We start from the raw sequence: 20,746 nt of genomic DNA on the forward strand, positions 1-20,746 counted from the left end.
CGAGTGCTCTGAAGGTGTTCCTTCAGTGACCGCGCCGGCCGGGCAATAGTTTTACTTGAGATTGCCGCTGAGGAATTGCTTCAGGCGTTCGCTTTTCGGATTGCCCAGCACTTCTTCGGGCGCGCCTTCTTCTTCCACCAGCCCTTGGTGCAGAAAAAGCACCTGGCTCGACACCTTGCGCGCAAAGCTCATTTCATGGGTCACCATGATCATGGTCCGGCCTTCCTCGGCCAGGCCCTGAATCACCTTGAGCACTTCGCCGACCAGTTCCGGGTCGAGTGCCGAAGTCGGTTCGTCGAACAGCATGACTTCCGGTTCCATCGCCAGCGCCCGAGCAATCGCCACCCGTTGTTGTTGGCCGCCGGAGAGGAACGCCGGGTATTGATCGGCCACCCGCGCCGGCAGACCGACCTTTTCCAGATAACGCCGGGCGCGGTCGTCGGCTTCCTGTTTGCTGCAGCCCAGCACCCGGCGCGGTGCCATGGTGATGTTTTCCAGCACGGTCATGTGGCTCCACAGATTGAAATGCTGGAACACCATCGCCAGGCGCGTGCGCAGGCGTTGCAGTTCATTGGGGTCGGCGACGTGCATGCCGTGGCGGTCGGTGACCATGCGGATCGCCTGGCCGTCGAGGCTCATCGCGCCGTCGTTGGGTTGTTCGAGAAAGTTGATGCAGCGCAAAAAGGTGCTTTTGCCCGAGCCGCTGGCGCCGATCAGACTGATCACGTCGCCGGTTTTGGCCTTGAGCGAGACGCCTTTGAGCACCTGATGGTCGCCATAGCTTTTGTGCAGGCCTTCAACGGTCAATTTGTACATGGGACAGGCATCCTCAAGGCGAAAGTAAGTAGCCGCTGCGATAGGCTTCGGCGCCCGCGACGTGGGCGATCACCATACCGGCCGTGGCCATGCGCCGCAGCGAGCGGGCATAGAGCAGACCGGAAGCGGTGCAATGGACTGGCGTGACCCGGTCGCTGATCGGGTCGATGATTTCGGCAATTTTCTGCCCGGCTTCCAGAAGCTGGCCGGGCGTGGCGGTGTAGACCAGCAGGCCGCCGACGGGAGTGGCCACCGGTTCCACGCCGGCCAGCGGTGTGGCGGGGTGTGGCAGCGCCGGCAAGGCTTTGGGCTCGCCGGCAATGGCACCGAAATGGATCAGGTAATCGATCAGCGCCTGGCAATCGCGACTGGCCAGCGGATGGGTGACATCCCCCTGGCCACGCAACTCGACGGTGACCGAGAAACTGCCCAGTGGAATTTCGAAGTGTTCGCCGAAGCGCTCCTTCAATTGCCACCACAACAGGGTGAAGCATTCGTCGAACGACTGACCGCCGGAGTCGGTGGCCAGCAGGCTCGCCTGGGATTCGATATAGCGCGCCAGCGGCTCGACCTGCGGCCAGGCCTCGGGCGTGGTGTAGAGATGGACCACGGATTCGAAATCGCAGTGCAGGTCCAGCACCATGTCCGCATCGCAGGCCAGCCGTTGCAGGGTCAGGCGCTGGGATTGCAGCTGAGTCGTGGCGGTGTGGCGGGCGAGGGCATTGCGCAGGCTGGTACGGATCAGTTCCAGGTTGCGCTGCGGATCGTCGCACAGCAGCGCTTCGATCTCGTTGCCGATTTCTTCGCTGAGGTCGACGAACCAGCGATTGAAGTTCTGCCCGCTCTCCAGTTCGTAGCGGCCCAGTGGCACGTCCATCAGCACTTGTTCGAGGCCGACCGGGTTGGCCACCGGCACCAGCACGAATTCGCTGATCAGCCGCCCGGCGGCTTCCAGCTCCGCCAGACGCTGCTTGAGGTGCCAGGCCACGAGCATGCCGGGCAGTTCGTCGGCGTGCAGCGAGGACTGGATGTAAATCTTGCCTTGGGCCTTGTCCGGGCCGAAATGAAAGCTGTGAATCTGTCGTGCAGTCCCCGGCAGCGGGGCCAGCAGATCGTGTATCTGGTGGCGCATCTCAAAAGGGTCCTAGTGGGTCGGGCCAAGGAAGGCCAGCCATCGGCGTTCGGCGAGGCGGAACAGGCCGACCAGCGCAAAGGTGATGGTCAGGTAGATCAGCGCGGCGATGCCGAACGACTGAAAGGTCAGGAAGGTCGCCGAGTTGGCGTCCCGTGCGACTTTCAGGATGTCGGGGATGGTCGCGGTGAAGGCCACGGTGGTCGAGTGCAGCATCAGGATCACTTCGTTGCTGTAGTACGGCAACGACCGGCGCAGCGCCGACGGCATGATCACGTAGGCATACAGTTTCCAGCCGGTCAGGCCGTAGGCCTTGGCCGCTTCGACTTCGCCGTGGTTCATGCTGCGGATCGCCCCGGCGAAAATCTCCGTGGTGTAGGCGCAGGTGTTGAGGGCGAAAGCCAGGATCGTGCAGTTCATCGCATCGCGAAAGAAACTGTCGAGCAGCGGTTGGGCGCGCACCGCGGCCAGGCTGTAGATCCCGGTGTAGCAGATCAGCAGCTGGATATAGAGAGGCGTGCCGCGGAACAGGTAGGTGTAGAACTGCACCGGCCAGCGGATGTAGAAGTGCGGCGAGACCCGGGCGATCGACAACGGAATCGACACGATGAAGCCGAAGAAGATCGAGGCGCTGAGCAGCCACATCGTCATGGCCAGCCCGGTGATGTTCTGGCCGTCGGTATAAAGGAAGGCTTTCCAGTATTCCTGCAGGAGTTCGATCATCGTACGGCCTCCCGGGCACCGGCGGCGTAGCGGCGTTCGAGCCAGCGCAGGATGAAGTTCGAGGCACTGGTGATCAGCAGATAAATCAGCGCGGCGAGGACCAGGAAGTAAAACAGTTGATAGGTGCTCTTGCCGGCGTCCTGCGCTGCCTTGACCAGATCGGCCAGGCCGATGATCGAAACCAGTGCGGTGGCCTTGAGCATCACCATCCAGTTGTTGCCGATGCCCGGCAGGGCGAAGCGCATCATTTGCGGGAACACCACGAAACGAAAGCGCTGGCCGCGCTTGAGGCCATAGGCGGTGGCGGCTTCGACCTGCCCGCGCGGCACCGCGAGAATCGCGCCGCGAAAGGTTTCAGTGAAGTACGCGCCATAAATGAAGCCCAGGGTCAGGACCCCGGCGGTGAACGGGTCGATCTCGATGTATTCCCATTCCAGGTAGTCAGTGAGCGTCGTCAGCCAGGTTTGCAGGCTGTAGAAGATCAGCAGCATCAGGACCAGGTCCGGTACCCCGCGAATCAGCGTGGTGTAGAGCTGGGCGGGCAGGCGCAGCAGTTTGACTTTTGACAGCTTGGCACTGGCGCCGAGCAGGCCGAGCAGCACGGCCACCAGCAGCGACAACGCCGACAATTTGATGGTCATCCAGGTGCCTTCCAACAGCAAAGGACCAAAGCCCTTGAGGCTGAAGGCGGATAGCCCCAGATTTTGTAAGAGGTTTTCGAACATAAATCAGCAACCTGACTGAATGAAAAAGGCGCCCATCGAGGATGGGCGCCGGGGCATTATTTGCCGCTGTACAGATTCAGATCGCCAAAGTGTTTCTTTTGAATCTCGGCGTATTTGCCGTCATCGTGTAACGCTTTGATACCTTTATCCAAAAGTGCTTTCAGCTCGGTGTTACCTTTCTTAATACCGACAGCGGTCTTGGCTGGCAGCAAGTGGTTGTCGACCGGCTTGCTGACTTCATAGTCGGCGCCCTGCGGCGACTTCAGAAAGCCCAGTTCGGCCTGCAACATGTCCTGAATGCCCGCATCGAGACGGCCGGAAGTCAGGTCGGAATACACCTGGTCCTGATTCTGGTAGGCCTGGGTTTTCACGCCGGCCTTGTCCAGCACGGCTTTGGCATAGGCTTCCTGGATAGTGCCTTGCTCGTAACCGACGGTTTTGCCTTTCAGCGAGGCGACGTCGTCGGTAATGCCCGAACCTTTCTTCGACACGTAGGCCGTCGGGCCGGAGAACAGCTCGCTGGAGAAGTCGATGACTTTTTCGCGGGCTTCGGTAACGGTCATCGACGAGATCACGCCGTCGAACTTATTGGCCTTGAGGCCCGGAATCATGCCGTCGAAGTCGCTTTCGACCCATTTGCACTTGACCTTCAGCTCGGCGCAGATCGCGTTGCCCAGATCGATGTCAAAGCCCACCAGGCTGCCGTCGGCCGCTTTCGACTCGAACGGTGCGTAGGAAGGATCGACGCCAAAACGCAGCTCTTTGTATTCCTTGGCCAGCGCGGAGCCGGCGGCCATGCACAACGCCAGTGCAGAAAGGGTCAGCAATGCTTTTTTCATTATTCAATCCCTAAGAACCAATATGAGCGCTTGTGGCGCAGAATGATTGTTACTGGAACGCTTACGACTTATAGAAAGTAGCAATTTCCGAACCAGAGTCCCGAACAAGTGTTTTAAAAGGTGTATGAAGTGCATGCCGGGGACGGTCAGTGCACGAAAACGGGCACGCCGCAAATGCTGCACCAGGATGGTTCGGAGGGATCGTTCCCACGCTCTGCGTGGGAACGATGGGGGAGGCGTGAGGGCAAGGATCAGACCAACAGGTTTTGCAAGGTCGCCAGGCTGTCGGCCTCCTCGACGGTCTTGTCCTGACGCCAGCGCAGCATGCGCGGGAAGCGCACGGCGATGCCGCTCTTGTGCCGGCGAGAGAGGGCGATGCCTTCGAAGCCCAGTTCGAACACCAGACTCGGCTTCACGCTGCTGACCGGACCGAATTTTTCCACAGTGGTCTTGCGCACGATGCTGTCGACCTCACGCATTTCTGCATCGGTCAGCCCGGAATAGGCCTTGGCAAACGGCACCAGCGCCCGTGCACTGGAACCGGGCGGGCCGTCCCACACTGCAAAGGTGTAATCGCTGTAGAGGCTGGCGCGGCGACCATGCCCGCGCTGGGCGTAGATCAGCACCGCGTCGACGCTGAACGGGTCGACCTTCCATTTCCACCACACGCCCATGTCCTTGGTCCGGCCGACGCCATACATCGCGTCCCGGGCCTTGAGCATCATGCCTTCGACCCCCAGGCGCCTGGAGGCCTCGCGCTGACGGGCGAGGTCGAACCAGTCGTCACCCGTCAGAATCGGCGACGGCAGCAACACCGGGTTGTTGCACTGGGTAATGACGTGTTCCAGTTGTGCACGACGCCTGGCCTGAGGCTGGTTGCGCCAGTCTTCACCCTGCCACTCCAAAAGGTCGTAGGCGAGTACTACCACCGGCGCGTCTTCGAGGATTTTCCGGTCCAGCGACTTACGGCCGATCCGTTGCTGCAACAAGGCGAACGGTTGCACCGCCGGCGCTTCTGTCGACTGCGGAGCAAAAGCGTCTTCGGTGACCGGGCGGTTGTTTTTCCACACAACGATTTCGCCGTCGATCACCGTGCCGTCGGGTAAACCGTGCAGCAGGGTGTCGAATTCGGGAAAACGCTCTGTCACCAATTCCTCGCCGCGCGACCAGACCCACAGTTTCCCGTCGCGTTTGACCACCTGCGCGCGAATGCCATCCCACTTCCATTCGACTTGCCAGTCGCTCGCGGGGCCGAGCAACGCGTCGAAGGTTTCCACCGGTTGCGCCAGCGCATGGGCGAGGAAGAACGGGTAGGGCTGACCACCGCGCTGGGCATGTTCGTCGCTGGATTCGGGGGCGATCAGTTTCAGGTAGCTGGCGGCGTTCGGCCGGTTGGACAAATCGGTGTAACCCACCAGCCGCTGCGCCACGCGTTTGCTGTCGAGCCCGGCCATGGAGGCCAGGGCGCGGGTCACCAGCAGTTTGGACACGCCGACCCGGAAGCTGCCGGTGATCAGTTTGATGCACAGCATCAGGCTCGGCCGATCCAGTTGTGCCCACAGTGCCGGCAACTGATGGGCGAGGTATTCCGGGGTTTCACCACGCAGGGGCAGCAGCTTGTGCTCGATCCATTGAGCAAGGCCGGCCTCGGAGGTGTACGGGTTTTCCGGGAGCACCAGCGAGATGGTTTCCGCCAGATCGCCGACGGCCTGATAGCTTTCCTCGAACAGCCACGGCGTAAGTCCCGACACGTCGACGGCGAGTTCGCGCAGGATCCGTACGGGCACCAGTTGCCGTGGCCGTCCGCCGGACAGAAAGTACACCGCCCAGGCCGCGTCCTGCGGCGCCGCGTGAGCAAAGTAGGCCTGCATGGCCGCCAGTTTGGCGTTGCTGGAGGTGGTGGCGTCGAGTTCGGCGTACAACCCGGCGAAGTCTTTCATGGTTGCACCTCGGCCACGGTGGGTTCGACGGCGAGGGTGTCCTGTTCATCGTCACCGTATTCGGTGTTGAAACCTTGAGCATCCAGCCCTTTTTCCCGCAGGTGGCGGACCAGCACACCGATCGAGCCGTGAGTGACCATCACCCGTTCGGCGCCGGTCTGTTCGATGGCCCACAACAGGCCGGGCCAGTCGGCGTGATCCGAAAGCACGAAACCGCGATCCACGCCGCGCCGCCGACGGGTACCACGCAGGCGCATCCAGCCGCTGGCGAAGCTGTCGCTGTAATCGCCGAAACGGCGCATCCAGCTGCTGCCGCCGGCCGACGGCGGGGCGATGACCAGCGCCTGGCGCATCATGGGATCGTTTTTCTTCACGTCGCCGGCGTAGATCGTCGGTGGCAGATACACGCCGGCCTCGCGATAGACCCGGTTCAGTGGCTCCACCGCGCCGTGGCTGAGGATCGGCCCGAGGGTTTCGTCGATGCCATGCAGGATTCGCTGGGCCTTGCCGAACGAATAGCAGAACAGCACGCTGGTCCTGCCAGCCTGGATATTCGCCTGCCACCACTGATTGATCTCGCCAAACACCTGCGCCTGCGGCTGCCAGCGGTAGATCGGCAGGCCGAAGGTCGATTCGGTGATGAAGGTGTGGCAGCGCACCGGTTCGAAAGGGGCGCAGGTGCCGTCGGGTTCGATCTTGTAGTCGCCGGACGCGACCCAGACTTCGCCGCCGTACTCCAGGCGAATCTGCGCCGAACCCAAGACATGCCCGGCGGGGTGGAAGCTCAGGGTGACACCATGGTGGGACAGACGCTGCCCGTACTCCACGGTTTGCAGGTTGATGTCCTGACCCAGGCGCGCGCGGAGAATCCCTTCGCCGGCGCTGGTGGCCAGATAGTGAGTGTTGCCGGTACGGGCATGGTCGCCATGAGCATGGGTAATGACCGCACGCTCCACCGGGCGCCACGGATCGATATAGAAGTCCCCGGCGGGGCAGTAGAGGCCTTCGGGGCGGGCGATAACAAGGTCCATGGCGTTACCGGAATGGAGGGACTTGTTAGCTATGAGGTTGGCGCGAAGTCAGAAGTTCTATTGATTTTCAAAAGCACCCTCACCCCAGCCCTCCCGAAGCGTCGGACCGCCCGGAGGGAGAGGGGGCCTACGGAGGTGTCTGGCGAGGTACATCGATCTGTGAGGCCGCGTCGATTATGGATCTGCCAAGCAGCAATACGCATCTGGATTCGGTGCAGCAAGTTCAGGTCGGCGAACCTCTTGAATATTCCCCGATCAGTCCCCTCTCCCTAAGGGAGAGGGTTAGGGTGAGGGGGCTTTTGATCTTTTGGGGAGTAGCGCTATTTGCCGGGGGTAAGCGTCAACCGCGTCTTGCCATACACCCGGTCAAAGTTCTGCGGCTGCATCGGCAAGCCGATGTACTGGCCCTTGAGCCACGGATCGATGCCGTTCAGGTAGTTCGGGCTCACCGGATTTCCGGATTGTCCTGTGCCGTTCTGCCCCATCAACGGCTCGCTCTGACCGAAGTCGACGATAAAGCGCATCGACGGCGCACGCGTGGTGTTGAAGTCCTGGCCCCAGGCAAACGCCGCCGTATTCAGCGTCGTGTGATCGCCGCCAGCCGCGATCGGGCCGCGGACGGTCTGGCCGTTGGCATTCTTCCACTCGTAGCGGTGCAGTTTTCCCCACTGCCAGGCTTTGTGATCGCCACCCAACTGACTGTCGCCGGCAGTAATCGCGGCCGCCAGACTGCGGGCCAGGATCGCCGGTTTGTCTTCTTTTTGCGGGGTACGGGCGTCGTCCCAGAATGGACTGTCTTCGCGGCCCAGCAAGTGATCGGCCTGGGCGGCGTAGGACAGATCGCCATTGGCGATAAACGCTTTCCACGCCGGGCTGCTTTGCGGGCCGAGTTCGTCGAGGAAAATCTGCTTCATGCTTTCCTGCAGGAACAGCTCGTAGATCGCCGCGTCGGCGGAGGTCGGGCTGAGTTTGCCGTCGAACGCCATCAAGCGGGTGTAGGCTTCGCGGGCCTTGCTGCGGTCGGCTTCCGGCAGGGCATCGATCGCCTGTTTCAGCGGCTGTGCCATGCCCGGGGCTTCGAACATTTTCTTCAGCTTGGCGGCGAACGTGGTGGTTTGGTCGTACTGCATGGCGATCATGCTGCGACCGTCCTGTTTACCGCTGCCGGCCATTTCTGCGAGGCGCTCGCCACGCTCCGGCGCGGCCCAGGAATTGGACAGTTGCATGCCGTAGCCATGGGGAATGACCCGCTGATTGGCGGTGCCGAGCCAGCCCTGCGCCGGATCCTGATCGTACGGATGCAGCATCGGGTCGGCGTAACCGTCCCAGTCGTAGCGACCTTCCCAGCCCGGCGACGGCAACAGGCCTTCGCCTTCACGGCGGTTCGGGAATCGCCCGGTGACTTGCCAGCCGATGTTGCTGGCGTCGGCAAATACCAGATTCAGCGCGATGGCGCGGATTTCCCGGCTGGCGTCCGAGGCGCGTTCAGCGGTTTGCGCGCGGCTCAGATCAAAAAACGCATCGAGGGATTTGTCATCGGTGAAGCTCGGCGTCTGCAGGGCCAGGCCGAAACCTGTGCCCTGAGCGGCGGCCTGAGCACTGTTGAGCAGCGCGCCGTGGCGGGTTTCGTACACCGCTTCACGAATCGGCCGCTGGCCTTTGACGAAATAGGTTTCGTTGCGCACGCTCAGCGGTTGCCATTTGCCGTTGACCTCGTAGGTCAGGCTGCTGCCCTGGCGACGGATCTTTTCCAGAAACAGGTCCTGGTTGTCACCGAAAACACTGGTCGCGCTCCACGCCACTTTGCCGTTGAAACCACCGAGCACCATCGGCAGGCCGGCGACAGTCACGCCGGCGGCCTGGTATTTAGGTGCGTGAATCTGCACGAAACTCCACAGCGACGGCGCGGCCAGCGGCCCATGGCTGTCGCTGGCCAGCAGGCTCTTGCCGCTGCGGCTGCGTTGCGGGGCAATCGCCCAGTTGTTCGAGGTGCTGGCGCCGAGCAGGTTCATCGCCGCCAGTTGTTCGCTGGCGCTGCTCAGTTCGTTCAGGCCGGGAATCTGCCCGTTGAGCTTGATGCCTTGCAGTTTGTCGACTTCAGCCATCGGCAGGTTTTCGTCAGGGGCGGACGGCGTCAGCCAGGCGAGCTTGTCGGTGGTGACGGTCTGCGCCAGCACCAGCGAAGCGATTTCTTCCGGCAGGTTGGCCGACTGACTGAAGTTCAGCAGGCAGAAAATCAGCGCCGAATCTTCCGGTTTCCAGTATTCAGGCTTGTAGCCGCTGGAGGCCAGATCCCCCGGCAACTTGTCGGCGTAGCGGAACAGGTAGGCGTTGATGCCCCGCGCATAGACTTCGAAGAAGCGCTTGAGCCGTGGCGACGAGGCCTTGTACAGCTCTCCGGCGCTTTTCTTCAGATTGACGGCGCGCATGTAGCGGTCGGCGTCGAGCATCGAAGCCCCGGACATTTCCGCCAGACGACCCTGGGCCAGCAGGCGCAGGGTGACCATCTGATTGATGCGGTCGCTGGCGTGTACATAACCGAGGGCGAACAACGCATCGTGGAAGCTGTTGCTTTCGATCAGCGGCATGCCCATGGCATTGCGGCGTACCGAAACGTTCTGCGCCAGGCCCTTGAGCGGCTGTACACCGGAGGTGGGCGGGAGGGTGTCCTGGGCGTTCCAGGTCTGACAACCGGTCAGGCTCAGAACACCGGCCACTGCTGCGGCAACGCCGAACCGGGGAAGAAAATGTGAAAGGGCTGGCGAGGCCATGGCAAAGCTCCTGCGGGGGTGTAGAGGCTGGGGGCGCAATAAAGCCGCTACGTTAGTGAGCAGGAGGGGGCCGCGCAAGCGGGGCAAGCGGTTATTTCTTCCCGCTCACGCAGATCGATAGCTTGCTTAGTCACAGGAGGTGATGCTTAAGTTCGGGAATTCAATGATCCCGCGTGAGAAGAATCGCCATGGAGCTCAAGGCCAACGCTGCACTCATCATCATCGACCAGCAAAAAGGCATTCTGGAGCCGCGTCTGGGGCGGCGGAATAATCCGTCGGCCGAAGAACGGATCCTCGATCTGCTGGGCTTTTGGCGGCGCAACGGGCGGCCGGTGATCCACGTGCAGCACCTGTCGCGCTCACCGGATTCGGTGTTCTGGCCCGAGCAGTCAGGCGTGGAATTTCAGGAAAGGTTTTTGCCGCAGGACGGGGAATGGCTGATCCAGAAACAGGTGCCGGACGCGTTTTGTGCAACAAAGCTTGAAGTGAAGTTGCGTGAAGCCGGGATCGGGCAATTGGTCATTGTCGGCGTGGCGACGAACAACTCGGTGGAGTCCACGGCGCGCACGGCGGGCAATCTGGGGTTTGATACGTGGGTAGCGGAGGATGCGTGCTTTACCTTCGACAAGGCCGACTATTTCGGCACGCCGCGTTCGGCTGAAGAGGTGCACGGGATGTCGCTGGGGAATCTGCACGGGGAGTATGCGACGGTGGTCAGTTCGGTGCGGATTCTGGCGGCTGGCTGAAAAGCCTTTGATGAATAGGCCGGCCCCCTTCGCGAGCAAGCCCGCTCCCACATTTGACTGCATTCCGTCAGAAGGAATGCGATCTGCTGTAGGAGCGGGCTTGCTCGCGAAGGCGGTGTTTCAGGCGAAGAGATTCTTCGCCTGAAACATCAAGCGCCGTGGCACTTCTTGAATTTTTTGCCGTTGCCGCACGGGCAAGGGTCGTTGCGGCCGACGTCTTTCAGGGCATTGCGCACCGGTTCCTGGTGGGCGTGGCCACAGTTCGGGCCGTGGACATGGCCATGGTCGTGATCATGGTGATGGTCATGATCGTGGTTGCAGTCTGGGCCATGGACATGAGGTTGCTGGGTCATCGGGGTCACTCCGTAATCAAATCGGCGGGGATTATCACGCCATTGCGTTCCAGGTGCACGTAGTGAGCGATGAATAAACCGGTTTCCATTTCGCCTTGCAGGCGGTAGGGAACCTGCTGGTGCGGATTCTTCAGCATTTTCACCACGTCCTTGACCTTCGGCCACAGGTTGGTGCGGATCGGCACCTTATAAAAAGCACTGCTTTTGGCGCCGACGGTGATCCAGTGTTCATGCTCGCCCTCGGCCAGCAGCATGTCAGCCAGATGTACGCGGTATTCCAGGCCGCGCACGGTCAGCTCGCTGTCATTGGGATTGTCGATGCGAAAGTGCAGGATGAATTTCTGTTCGAGCAGTTTGGCCCGCACCACTTCTACCTTCACCAGATGCACGGCAGGGTCGAGGGTGTCGTCGGCGAACCATGAGGCACAGCCGCCGAGCCCCAGAAACAGCAGCAGTGTGAAGGCTTTGAATATGCGCCATTGACCGACCATCGCAGAACTCCCTTTTGCGCCCAGTCTAGTCGCCGCTCACCCTACGCGCCGAAATACCCCGCGCAGCACTTCTTGAACTTCTGCCCGCTGGCGCAAGGGCAGGCATCGTTGCGCCCGACCTTGAGCGGTACGGTCGGGTCGATGAAGTACCAGCGCCCGCTGTTTTGTACGAACGAGGAGCGCTCGCGGTGACTGTGCTCACCCTGACTGTCATGCCAGCGGGCGGTGAAGGTGACGAAGGCGTGTTCCGGCTGGCCGCCGAAGACCTCCGAACTTTCCACGTTGAGGCCGAGCCAGGTGCTCGATGCACTCCAGTTGCTGATCGACTGGCGATCGAGCCCGGCCTGTTGGGCGGGCAGGGTGGTCGTCACCAGATAATCGATCAGGCCCAGCACGTAGGCGCTGTAGCGCGAACGCATCAGGGCTTCGGCGCACGGTGCCGGATGGCCGGCGTGATAATGGCCGCAGCAGGCATCCAGCAGGTTGCCGCTGCCGCAGGGGCAAATGGCTGTACTCATGGCATTACCACCAGTATTTCCCGAAGTTTTCCGGATTGGCCCAGAACCGAGAGTTGAGCCAGTCGGGGACTTGTTTGTAGTCAAGCAGATCATAGGTGAACAGCGTCAGCACCTGTTCATCCCGGGCGAAGCGTTCGCTGGCCTGAAGGGCGAGCGAATAGAAATCGGTTTCCTGCCAGCCGCTGGCCGGCAGGTCGGCCAGCACGGCGATGCGGCTGGCGTTGAGGTTGCGGATTCCGCCGAGCAGGTTCAGGCCATCGCGCTTGGGCAAATGTTCCAGGCAATCGACCACCAGCGCCAGGTCGAAACGGCGCGCCGCCAGTTCTGCCGGCAACGCACCGGGCGCGGCGTGAGCGACGCAGGTATCCGGATGCGCGTCCTTGAAAGCGGCCAGCGCCGGAAATTCGCTGGCGCCGATCAGCAGCAGACGTGCCGGGGCGTAGCGGTCGAGCAGAGCGGCCAGTGCCTGCTGTGGCGTGCGGGAAGAAATCGCGACGTTCATCGAAGCTCCTCAATCAGAGCGCCAAGACTAGCCTGCCCGAGCGTCGAGGCCTAGATCTCTGTTCCGCGGGTTTGCGGCAAATGCCTCGAAGTCCTGTGAACACGCTCGCAAAGACCAGTGGCCTATTGCTGGCGGAGATTAAAACTCCGGTCTTTACTCCCTGAATCGGTTCTAAGCCGATCCCTCAGGAGAAAACTAGATGAGCATAGTTCGGACAGCATTACCCTTGGTTCTGCTAACCAGTGTGTTGACTGGTTGCGCAGGTTTGCAGAAAACCGACTGGCCGACCTGTGCGGCAGTCGGTGGTGTCGTCGGCGCGGGGCTCGGGGCGACGGAAAGCTCGGCCTGGGCCGGTTACGGCGCGTTGCTGGTCGGTGGCACGGCAGCGGCTTATTGCTGGGTGCACGGTGATGGCGATGAAGACGGCGATGGTGTGCCGGACAGTCGCGACAAGTGCCCGCACACGCCTCGCGGCACCAAGGTCGACGCAGACGGCTGCCCATTCCCGGCCCCTGCGCCAGTGGTTGAAGAGGCTGTAGTGGTCAAGGAAGAAACCATCGTCATCCGCGATGTGCACTTCCAGTTCGACAAGGCCAACCTGACGCCATCCGACAAGCAAGTACTCGACAAGGTCGCCACGCGCCTGAAACAGGAATCGTCCTCGGCGCGTCTGACCGTGACTGGCCACACCGACAGCGTCGGCAGCGATGCCTACAACAAAAAACTGTCGGATCGTCGCGCACACTCGGTGGTGGAATATCTGATTCAGCAAGGTGTGCCGCGCGCCAGCTTCGTTTCGGTGACCGGTGCCGGTGAAAGTCAGCCAGTGGCGGATAACAAAACCGCCGATGGCCGCGCGCTCAACCGTCGCACGGAAATCAAAATCGAGCGTTGACGCCCTCGCATCCGCGGCTTGTGCAGTCGCGGATGCGGGTCTTTACTCCTGTGTAACCGGTATGGGCCGGTGACACAGGAGCTTTCATATGAGTGTTCTCTCACGGTCCGTCTTACCGGTGCTGCTGGCAGGCAGCCTGTTGACTGGCTGCGCTACCCACAGCGATGGCACTGCCCCCCTCAATCAACGTACCTGGCCGATCTGCAGCGTCATTGGCGGACTGGTCGGCGGCGGTCTCGGCGCCATTGAAAACGGTGGCTGGGCCGCAGGCGGTGCGGCACTGGGTATCCTCACCGGCGGGCTGATCTGTTATGCCCAGGATGGCGACGAGGACGGCGATGGCGTGTTCGACCGCCGCGACCGTTGCCCTGACACCCCGGCCAACACCCCGGTCGACCACCGTGGCTGTCCGTTGCCGCAATACCCGGTCACTGAAAAACCGGCCGAACCGGCCCCGCAATCCGAAGTCATCACCCTGAGCGATGCTGGAAATGTGCTGTTCGCGTTCGACAAGTCTGACCTGACCCCGGCCGCGAAAAGCCAGCTCGATGCGCTGATGGACAAACTGCGCAATGCCGACGTGGTGAGCATCAAGGTGATCGGCCACACCGACAGCAAGGGGACCGATGCCTACAACCAGGCCCTTTCGGAGCGTCGTGCAAGCAGTGTGGCGGCCTATCTGTTGAGCCAGGGGCTGGCGCCGGAAAAACTCACCAGTGAAGGACGTGGCGAGCGCGAACCGGTTGCCGACAACGAAACCGAAGAGGGGCGCGCGAAAAACCGTCGCGTGGAGTTGCACATCAATCGCTAGGAATCTTCTGTAGTCCGCAGGTTAGAGCTGTCGGTCGACGATCATCGTCGGACCGGCAGCCATCCGACGAGTGCCCGGAACTTTTTTATTTGCCCCTCTGGCTTATCCCGTACGGAAGCCGTTACTGTGCGCCCAAAGAATAATTCGCAACACGGGGGAGCGTATGAAGGTGTTCTGTGGGCTGGGGCGATTGTTGACCCTGGTGTTCTGCTGCGTGGTACTGGCCAATCAGCTGGTGCCGTTTGTTCATCCGTTGCATCTGCTGGTCAATGTGGCTGGCGTCCTGCTGCTGGCCATCCACCTCCTTGAAGTGCTGCTGTGCAACGCCAGCCTCAAGGGTCGGCCGCACCCATGGCGTGATCGTGGCCGTGTTCTGCTGTTCGGCGTTTTCCACCTGCAAACCATCCCGGCCCCGGCCGCTCCGGAGGCTTCCCATGCGTAAACTTTGCCTGCTCGCTGCATTCATCAGTCCGCTGGCCTGTGCCCAGGTGGTCAGTGTCGAAGCCAACTCCCTGATGCGTCTGCCCAACACGGCCAGCACGCTGCAGGTGGAAAAACTGGTGGTCGCCGATTACGGCACTTTGCTGGTGCCATCGAACGTGACCGAATTGAGTGTCGGCGAATTGCAGTTGGGCCACGAGGCGCGTATTGCCATCGTCCCGGGCGATCAGGCGCTGGACATGAAAGTCATCCGCGCCCGGTTTGCCGACGGTAGCCGGATCACGGCGCGAGGCGCACCGGGCACTTATGAAAAGGCGGCCCGTGCCGGGCGTAACCTGAACCTGCAATTCAAGGCGCTGGAGGCTCCGCGGCTGATCGTCGATGCCCGTGGCGGCACCGGAGCGCCGGGTTTCGTCGGGCTCGACGGGGCTAACGGTCAGGAACCGGGCTGCACCTGGGGCCAGGCCGGGCATGGTTTCGACGGCAGTGATGGCAGCAACGGCCAGCCCGGTGCGCCGGGCGCGCTGGTGCGGCTGGAAGTGCCGCGGGAGTTTCCGGCGGAGCTGATCAAGGTCGACGTCGCCGGTGGTGCCGGCGGCGCGGCAGGGCCTGGTGGCAAACCGGGGGCCGGTGGCAAGTCCAAGGGCTGCCTGGTCTATCGCGCCGATGGTGGCAAGAGCGGCAAGCCGGGGGCTGACGGGCAGCCGGGGCCTGCGGGTGCGGCGGGGTCTGTGACGGTGCAGCGCCTGTAATCCGTCAACTGATCGCCCCCGCGCCGTGCGCGGGAGCGATCACGGTCAAATCATCGGCCGCGCAGCAGCCACGGCCACCAGCACCACCCCGACCAGCAGGTTGAACCCCACCACCTTGCGAATCCGACCCAGCACCGCCGCACCTGCCGGCCAATCCTTCGCCTGCACCGCCGTGCGCAGTTCCGGCAGCATCAGCCCCTGAACCCGGATGAACAGCGCGGTCATCACCACGTACAAGCCCATCATCACCTGAACGTACTTCGGCGCGGTCTCGAAGCCGATGTGCTGCAGATGCAACATGCCCACCCCGGTCACCGGCAACAGAATCACCGCCCCCCACACCCAGCGGAAAAAACCTTGAAACACTTCCACCCAGAGCGTCAGGCGCCCGGGACCGTCCAGCGCCTTCACGGCCGCAGGGCGCAGCACTATCCAGGCGAAAAACATGCCGCCGACCCACACCAGCGCGGCCAGTACATGGATGGGGTAAACGAGGCTAAAAGGTGTCATTGGGGTACTCCGATCTGCGCAGGATTGATTCGCGGGGTATGATAGCCCCCCATCCGAACCACTGAAAATTTATCCAGCGTTTTTAGCGCCCGACACTCAATGATCAGCACTGAACTCAAAACCACGATCCAGGGCGCCTACTCGCGTTTTCTAGAGGCCAAGAGCCTCAAGCCGCGTTACGGCCAGCGCCTGATGATCGCTGAAGTCGCCAAGGTCCTCGGGGATATCGACACCGACGACGAAGGCCGGCGCAGTGGCGACCCCGCGATTGTCGCGGTGGAAGCCGGCACCGGTACCGGCAAGACCGTGGCCTACAGCCTGGCGGCGATCCCGACGGCCAAACTGGCGGGCAAACGCCTGGTGATCGCTACCGCGACCGTCGCCCTGCAGGAGCAGATCGTCTACAAGGACTTGCCCGATCTCATGCGCAACAGCGGGCTGAATTTCAGCTTCGCCCTGGCCAAGGGCCGTGGCCGCTACATGTGCCTGTCCAAGCTCGACATGCTGCTGCAGGAAGGCCATGCGCAGACCGCTACCGCACAGCTGTTCGAAGAAGAAGGCTTCAAGATCGAGGTCGATGAGGCCAGCCAGAAGCTCTTTACCAGCATGATCGAGAAGCTCGCCGGCAATAAATGGGACGGCGACCGCGACAGCTGGCCCAACGCGCTGGAAGACGCCGACTGGGCGCGCCTGACCACCGATCACAGTCAGTGCACCAACCGTCATTGCCCGAACTTCGGCCAGTGCGCCTTCTACAAGGCCCGCGAAGGCATGGGCAAGGTCGACGTGATCGTCACCAACCACGACATGGTGCTGGCCGACCTGGCGCTGGGCGGCGGGGCGGTTCTGCCGGATCCGCGCGACACCATTTATGTGTTCGACGAAGGCCACCACCTGCCGGACAAGGCCATCGGCCACTTCGCCCACTACACGCGCCTGCGTTCCACCGCCGACTGGCTGGAAACCACCGCCAAGAACCTCACCAAACTGCTGGCCCAGCATCCGTTGCCGGGGGACCTCGGCAAACTGATCGAGCAGGTGCCGGAGCTGGCGCGGGAGATCAAGACCCAGCAGCAATTCATGTTCACCGCCTGCGAACAGATCGCCGATTTCAAACCCGGTGAAGATGTCGAAGGTCGCGAGCGCCCGCGCCATCGCTTCATTGGCGGGGTGATTCCCGAGCACATGCGCGAGATGGGCATCGAGCTGAAGAAAGGCTACTCACGTCTCAACGACCTGTTCACCCGTCTGACCGACCTGCTCAAGGAAGGCATGGATGGCGAGGTCAACATCGGCATCGCCAGCAACCAGGCCGAAGAGTGGTATCCACTGTTCGGCAGCCTGTTGTCCCGTGCATCCGGCAACTGGGAGCTGTGGACCGCGTTCACCGCCGAAGACCCGGAAGACAACCCGCCGATGGCCCGCTGGCTGACCCTCGCCGAAAGCGGTTCGCTGTTCGACATCGAGGTCAATGCCAGCCCGATTCTCGCCGCCGAAACCCTGCGCCGCAGCTTGTGGAATGTGGCTTACGGCTGTCTGGTAACCTCGGCGACGTTGACCGCGCTCGGCACGTTCGACCGTTTCCGCATGCGCGCCGGTCTGCCGAAAAAAGCCGTCACCGCCGTGGTGCCGAGTCCGTTCCATCATGCCGATGCTGGTGTGTTGCGGGTGCCGGACCTGAAGGCCGACCCGCGTGATGCCGCCGCCCACACCGCCGCGATCATCCGTGATCTGCCGGAACTGGTCGAAGGCTCTCGCGGCAGTCTGGTGCTGTTCTCTTCGCGCAAACAGATGCAGGACGTGTTCGACGGCCTCGACCGCGACTGGCGCAAGCAGGTGTTCATTCAAGGCAACCTGTCGAAACAGGAAACCCTGAACAAGCACAAGGCGCGGGTCGATGGCGGTGATTCCAGCGTGCTGTTCGGCCTCGCCAGTTTTGCCGAAGGGGTGGACTTGCCGGGGGCCTATTGCGAACACGTGGTGATTGCCAAGATTCCATTCTCGGTGCCGGACGATCCGGTCGAGGCCGCACTGTCGGAATGGATCGAAGCCCGGGGCGGCAATCCGTTCATGGAAATCTCGGTGCCCGATGCCTCGCTGAAGCTGGTTCAGGCCTGTGGTCGTCTGCTGCGCACCGAGGAAGACCGCGGCACCATCACCTTGCTGGATCGGCGACTGGTCACCCAGCGCTACGGCAAGGCGATCCTCAATGCGTTGCCGCCTTTCCGTCGTGAAATATCCTGAGACATCGGTGGGCAGTTTTGCCCGCCGCGTTGTCTATCTCTCTGTCATTGCTTTTCCATTGGCCCTTGCGGGTCGTTAGGGAGAATTCCGTTCTCATGATTCGTCGTTCGTTGCCTGCCATTTTTGCCCTGGTTTTCGCTGCGCCTTTGCTGGCGGCGCCTGCCGGCCAGCAGACCCTGTTCAATTTTGTCCGCCCCGCCGATGTGGTGAAAGTGGCGACCGAAAACGCCGACCTGCCGCAAGCCAACGCCGAGCAGACCCCCGAAGGCGAAGTGCTGCGCCGAGTGACGTTCAATCCGACGGCCCGCCCGACCTTGCGTCTGTCCCCACAGACCGGCGCCTGGGACTGGTCGCAGTCCGGCATGATGAGCCTGCGCATCCAGAGCGCGATGAACTGGGCGGTGACCGTTTACGTACAAATCCAGAGCAACGACGGCAAGACCCTGGTCAGCCGCGTCGATCTGCCCGCCGGTCCGGCGCAGACCTTGCTCGTGCCGTTGACCGCGACCTCGCCGCTGAGCCAGGGCATGAAGGCTGGCCCGTTGATGCCGATGACGGTCGACGGGCAGCGCATCCTGCTGGCCAGCAGCTCCGGTGAGCTGGATCGCAGCCAGGTGGTATCCGTCAGCCTGTCGATGGATCAGCCGAAAGCCGCGCAAAGTCTGTTGCTGGAGCGTTTCGGCGTGCAGGACGAGGGCGATGTGATCAAAGCCGCCTACGGCAATCTGGTGGACGCCTACGGCCAGTCGACCCGCAACAAGTGGCCGGAGAAAGTCGCCAATGACGAACAGCTGAAATCCGCCGCGGCCAAGGAACAGCAACAGCTGAAAACCTGGTTGGCCGAGCGCGAAAAGTCGTCGCTGGACACATTCGGTGGTTTGAAGAAGGGGCCTGCGTTCAAGGCCAGCGGCTTCTTCCGCACCGAAAAACTCGACGGTCGCTGGTATCTGGTGACGCCTGAGGGGCATCCGTTCTATTCCCTGGGCGTGAACACGGTCAGCCCCGAGGTCAACCAGACCTACGTGGCTGGCCGCGAGTACATGTTCGAGTCCCTGCCCAAACCCGACGAGCCGCTGGCCCGTCACTTCGGTGAAGGCGACAACCGTGGCGGCAACGGAGCCGATCAGGGCCGTGGCTACGGCAACGGACGCTGGTATGACTTCTATGGTGCCAACCTGCAGCGCCTGTACGGCGAACCTTGCGTGACCCCGGCGGCGACTGAGCCTGCGCCTGCTGCGCCATGCAAGGCTGCCATCGACGAGCAGAAGTGGACCGGCCATACCCTCGACCGTTTGCAGGCGTGGGGCTTCAACACCGTCGGCAACTGGAGCGCACCGCAACTGGGCGACGCCGAGCGTGTGCCTTACACCTTGCCGCTGTCGATCGTCGGCGATTACACCAGCATCAGTACCGGCAATGATTGGTGGGGCGGCATGCCTGACCCGTTCGATCCGCGTTTCGCCATGGCTACTGAACGCGCCGTGGCGATTGCCGCCCGCGATCACCGTGATGATCCGTGGCTGATCGGCTATTTTGCCGACAACGAACTGGCCTGGGCCGGTCCCGGTGATGATCCGAAGTCGCGTTATGCGCTGGCTTACGGCACGTTGAAAATGACCACCGACGTACCCGCCAAGCGTGCGTTTCTCAAGCAATTGCGCGACAAATACCGCAATCAGGCCGGGCTGTCGAAAGCCTGGGGTATCGATCTGCCGGCGTGGGAATTGATGGAAGACCCTGGTTTCGAAGCGCCGCTGCCGAATCCGGAACACCCGGAAATCGAGGCTGACTTCAAATACTTCCAGAAAGTCTTCGCCGACACCTACTTCAAGACCATTTCCGATTCGCTGAAATGGCACGCGCCGAACCAGTTGCTGCTGGGCGGTCGCTTCGCCATCAGCACGCCGGAAGCCGTGGCCTCCTGTGCGCAGTATTGCGACGTGCTGAGCTTTAACATGTACACCCTGAAACCGCAGGACGGTTATGACTTCGCCGCGCTGCGCAGCCTCGACAAACCGGTGCTGATCACCGAGTTCAACTTCGGCTCCACCGATCGCGGCCCGTTCTGGGGCGGCGTGACGCCGTTGAGTAAGGAAGAAGACCGTGGTCCGGCGTATGCCAACTTCCTCAAGCAGGCGCTGAGCGAGCCGTCGATTGTAGGCGTGCACTGGTTCCAGTACCTCGACCAACCGGTGACCGGTCGCCTGCTTGATGGCGAAAACGGCCACTTCGGTCTGGTCGGCGTGACTGATCTGCCATACCAGGGCTTCGTCGAAACGGTGCGCAAGAGCAATCTGGCGACCCTCGAGCAGCTCGGGAAAGCAGCCGAGAAAGCCGCGGCGGCAGCGGACAAGGTCGACCACGAGACCGAAGGCGGCCGCAAGGGCGAGGCCGGGAAAGGCCCGGGGCAGGGAGCCGGTCATACCGGCGGGCACTCCGGAAACGGTCATTAAGGCAGGACCGCCCGGCCCGCCGCTGTTCCCAAATCCCTCAAGGGCTGGAACAA

Annotated in this window: 20 protein-coding genes; 7 read left to right on the plus strand and 13 right to left on the minus strand. The window is 62.1% G+C overall.

The genetic code is table 11. From position 1 onward, the window contains the following. Positions 1–51: 51 nt before the first annotated feature. The 8 genes from NE357_RS06150 to NE357_RS06185 form a co-directional block, all read right to left on the minus strand. Positions 52–816, minus strand: coding sequence for an ABC transporter ATP-binding protein (locus tag NE357_RS06150; RefSeq protein ID WP_085697407.1), 765 nt, complete (start codon positions 814–816; stop codon positions 52–54). A 13-nt stretch (positions 817–829) separates the two neighbouring features. Then, positions 830–1,948: a succinylglutamate desuccinylase/aspartoacylase family protein gene (locus tag NE357_RS06155; RefSeq protein ID WP_169429132.1), complete on the minus strand. Its 1,119-nt coding sequence runs from the start codon at positions 1,946–1,948 to the stop codon at positions 830–832. Between the two features lie 12 nt (positions 1,949–1,960). After that, a complete protein-coding gene (locus tag NE357_RS06160; protein ID WP_011332767.1) occupies positions 1,961–2,671 on the minus strand; it encodes an ABC transporter permease in 711 nt (236 codons plus the stop codon). Next, entirely contained in the window at positions 2,668–3,396 is a 729-nt protein-coding gene (locus NE357_RS06165; RefSeq protein WP_169429133.1) for an ABC transporter permease, read from the minus strand. Before NE357_RS06165 ends, NE357_RS06160 begins: the two co-directional genes overlap by 4 nt. Positions 3,397–3,452: 56 nt before the next feature. Next, positions 3,453–4,235, minus strand: a complete 783-nt coding sequence (locus tag NE357_RS06170; RefSeq protein ID WP_011332769.1) for a transporter substrate-binding domain-containing protein — start codon at positions 4,233–4,235, stop codon at positions 3,453–3,455. Positions 4,236–4,486: 251 nt separating this feature from the next. Further along, entirely contained in the window at positions 4,487–6,175 is a 1,689-nt protein-coding gene (locus NE357_RS06175) for an ATP-dependent DNA ligase (RefSeq protein ID WP_169429134.1), read from the minus strand. Then, positions 6,172–7,206 (minus strand): ligase-associated DNA damage response exonuclease, encoded by a 1,035-nt coding sequence (locus tag NE357_RS06180; protein ID WP_169429135.1) that lies wholly within the window; start codon positions 7,204–7,206, stop codon positions 6,172–6,174. Before NE357_RS06180 ends, NE357_RS06175 begins: the two co-directional genes overlap by 4 nt. A 320-nt stretch (positions 7,207–7,526) precedes the next feature. Then, positions 7,527–9,977: a penicillin acylase family protein gene (locus NE357_RS06185; RefSeq protein ID WP_169429136.1), complete on the minus strand. Its 2,451-nt coding sequence runs from the start codon at positions 9,975–9,977 to the stop codon at positions 7,527–7,529. 188 nt (positions 9,978–10,165) lie between these two features. On the opposite strand from NE357_RS06185, the gene NE357_RS06190 reads away from it, so the two are divergent. Next, positions 10,166–10,723, plus strand: a complete 558-nt coding sequence (locus NE357_RS06190; protein ID WP_169429137.1) for a cysteine hydrolase family protein — start codon at positions 10,166–10,168, stop codon at positions 10,721–10,723. A gap of 149 nt (positions 10,724–10,872) precedes the next feature. Here the strand turns inward: NE357_RS06190 and NE357_RS06195 are convergent, their stop codons facing one another. Genes NE357_RS06195 through NE357_RS06210 form a run of 4 tightly spaced genes read right to left on the minus strand, consistent with a single transcriptional unit; the run spans position 10,873 to position 12,587 of the window. Beyond that, a complete protein-coding gene (locus NE357_RS06195) occupies positions 10,873–11,076 on the minus strand; it encodes an SEC-C metal-binding domain-containing protein (protein ID WP_003198420.1) in 204 nt (67 codons plus the stop codon). Between the two features lie 5 nt (positions 11,077–11,081). Next, on the minus strand, positions 11,082–11,567 hold the full coding sequence (locus NE357_RS06200) for an LEA type 2 family protein (protein WP_169429138.1): 486 nt from the start codon (positions 11,565–11,567) through the stop codon (positions 11,082–11,084). A gap of 41 nt (positions 11,568–11,608) precedes the next feature. After that, on the minus strand, positions 11,609–12,085 hold the full coding sequence (locus NE357_RS06205) for a YchJ family protein (protein ID WP_169429139.1): 477 nt from the start codon (positions 12,083–12,085) through the stop codon (positions 11,609–11,611). 4 nt (positions 12,086–12,089) lie between these two features. Then, on the minus strand, positions 12,090–12,587 hold the full coding sequence (locus NE357_RS06210) for a DUF6231 family protein (RefSeq protein ID WP_169429140.1): 498 nt from the start codon (positions 12,585–12,587) through the stop codon (positions 12,090–12,092). 199 nt (positions 12,588–12,786) lie between these two features. Here NE357_RS06210 and NE357_RS06215 point away from each other — a divergent pair, with 199 nt between their 5' ends. From NE357_RS06215 to NE357_RS06230, 4 genes are all read left to right on the plus strand, one after another. Continuing rightward, positions 12,787–13,482 carry an OmpA family protein gene (locus NE357_RS06215; RefSeq protein WP_169429141.1) on the plus strand — a complete coding sequence of 232 codons (696 nt, stop codon included), beginning with the start codon at positions 12,787–12,789 and terminating at the stop codon, positions 13,480–13,482. Between the two features lie 88 nt (positions 13,483–13,570). Continuing rightward, entirely contained in the window at positions 13,571–14,293 is a 723-nt protein-coding gene (locus NE357_RS06220; protein ID WP_169429142.1) for an OmpA family protein, read from the plus strand. A 163-nt stretch (positions 14,294–14,456) separates the two neighbouring features. After that, on the plus strand, positions 14,457–14,735 hold the full coding sequence (locus NE357_RS06225) for a DUF1145 domain-containing protein (protein WP_134825709.1): 279 nt from the start codon (positions 14,457–14,459) through the stop codon (positions 14,733–14,735). Further along, complete coding sequence (locus NE357_RS06230; protein WP_169429143.1) at positions 14,728–15,486, plus strand: collagen-like protein; 759 nt, start codon at positions 14,728–14,730, stop codon at positions 15,484–15,486. The genes NE357_RS06225 and NE357_RS06230 overlap by 8 nt, the downstream gene beginning before the upstream one ends. A gap of 45 nt (positions 15,487–15,531) precedes the next feature. Here NE357_RS06230 and NE357_RS06235 read toward each other — a convergent pair whose 3' ends face one another. Beyond that, positions 15,532–15,996: a CopD family protein gene (locus NE357_RS06235; protein WP_169429144.1), complete on the minus strand. Its 465-nt coding sequence runs from the start codon at positions 15,994–15,996 to the stop codon at positions 15,532–15,534. A 99-nt stretch (positions 15,997–16,095) separates the two neighbouring features. Between NE357_RS06235 and dinG the strand changes: the two genes are divergently transcribed. Both dinG and NE357_RS06245 read left to right on the plus strand, forming a co-directional pair. After that, on the plus strand, positions 16,096–18,240 hold the full coding sequence (gene dinG, locus NE357_RS06240) for an ATP-dependent DNA helicase DinG (protein ID WP_169429145.1): 2,145 nt from the start codon (positions 16,096–16,098) through the stop codon (positions 18,238–18,240). Between the two features lie 95 nt (positions 18,241–18,335). Continuing rightward, positions 18,336–20,693 carry a beta-galactosidase gene (locus tag NE357_RS06245; RefSeq protein WP_169429146.1) on the plus strand — a complete coding sequence of 786 codons (2,358 nt, stop codon included), beginning with the start codon at positions 18,336–18,338 and terminating at the stop codon, positions 20,691–20,693. Positions 20,694–20,746: the final 53 nt, after the last annotated feature.

This window comes from Pseudomonas sp. G7(2022), from assembly GCF_052660475.1.

Bases quoted from the DNA above. Each gene is read 5' to 3' on its own strand.
- NE357_RS06200 (WP_169429138.1), bottom strand. From the start codon at position 11,567: ATGGTCGGTCAATGGCGCATATTCAAAGCCTTCACACTGCTGCTGTTT.
- NE357_RS06160 (WP_011332767.1), bottom strand. From the start codon at position 2,671: ATGATCGAACTCCTGCAGGAATACTGGAAAGCCTTCCTTTATACCGAC.
- NE357_RS06180 (WP_169429135.1), bottom strand. From the start codon at position 7,206: ATGGACCTTGTTATCGCCCGCCCCGAAGGCCTCTACTGCCCCGCCGGG.
- NE357_RS06175 (WP_169429134.1), bottom strand. From the start codon at position 6,175: ATGAAAGACTTCGCCGGGTTGTACGCCGAACTCGACGCCACCACCTCC.
- NE357_RS06195 (WP_003198420.1), bottom strand. From the start codon at position 11,076: ATGACCCAGCAACCTCATGTCCATGGCCCAGACTGCAACCACGATCAT.
- NE357_RS06205 (WP_169429139.1), bottom strand. From the start codon at position 12,085: ATGAGTACAGCCATTTGCCCCTGCGGCAGCGGCAACCTGCTGGATGCC.
- NE357_RS06235 (WP_169429144.1), bottom strand. From the start codon at position 15,996: ATGACACCTTTTAGCCTCGTTTACCCCATCCATGTACTGGCCGCGCTG.
- NE357_RS06220 (WP_169429142.1), top strand. From the start codon at position 13,571: ATGAGTGTTCTCTCACGGTCCGTCTTACCGGTGCTGCTGGCAGGCAGC.
- NE357_RS06245 (WP_169429146.1), top strand. From the start codon at position 18,336: ATGATTCGTCGTTCGTTGCCTGCCATTTTTGCCCTGGTTTTCGCTGCG.
- NE357_RS06165 (WP_169429133.1), bottom strand. From the start codon at position 3,396: ATGTTCGAAAACCTCTTACAAAATCTGGGGCTATCCGCCTTCAGCCTC.
- NE357_RS06155 (WP_169429132.1), bottom strand. From the start codon at position 1,948: ATGCGCCACCAGATACACGATCTGCTGGCCCCGCTGCCGGGGACTGCA.
- NE357_RS06170 (WP_011332769.1), bottom strand. From the start codon at position 4,235: ATGAAAAAAGCATTGCTGACCCTTTCTGCACTGGCGTTGTGCATGGCC.
- NE357_RS06210 (WP_169429140.1), bottom strand. From the start codon at position 12,587: ATGAACGTCGCGATTTCTTCCCGCACGCCACAGCAGGCACTGGCCGCT.
- NE357_RS06215 (WP_169429141.1), top strand. From the start codon at position 12,787: ATGAGCATAGTTCGGACAGCATTACCCTTGGTTCTGCTAACCAGTGTG.
- NE357_RS06185 (WP_169429136.1), bottom strand. From the start codon at position 9,977: ATGGCCTCGCCAGCCCTTTCACATTTTCTTCCCCGGTTCGGCGTTGCC.
- NE357_RS06190 (WP_169429137.1), top strand. From the start codon at position 10,166: ATGGAGCTCAAGGCCAACGCTGCACTCATCATCATCGACCAGCAAAAA.
- NE357_RS06150 (WP_085697407.1), bottom strand. From the start codon at position 816: ATGTACAAATTGACCGTTGAAGGCCTGCACAAAAGCTATGGCGACCAT.
- NE357_RS06225 (WP_134825709.1), top strand. From the start codon at position 14,457: ATGAAGGTGTTCTGTGGGCTGGGGCGATTGTTGACCCTGGTGTTCTGC.
- NE357_RS06230 (WP_169429143.1), top strand. From the start codon at position 14,728: ATGCGTAAACTTTGCCTGCTCGCTGCATTCATCAGTCCGCTGGCCTGT.
- dinG (WP_169429145.1), top strand. From the start codon at position 16,096: ATGATCAGCACTGAACTCAAAACCACGATCCAGGGCGCCTACTCGCGT.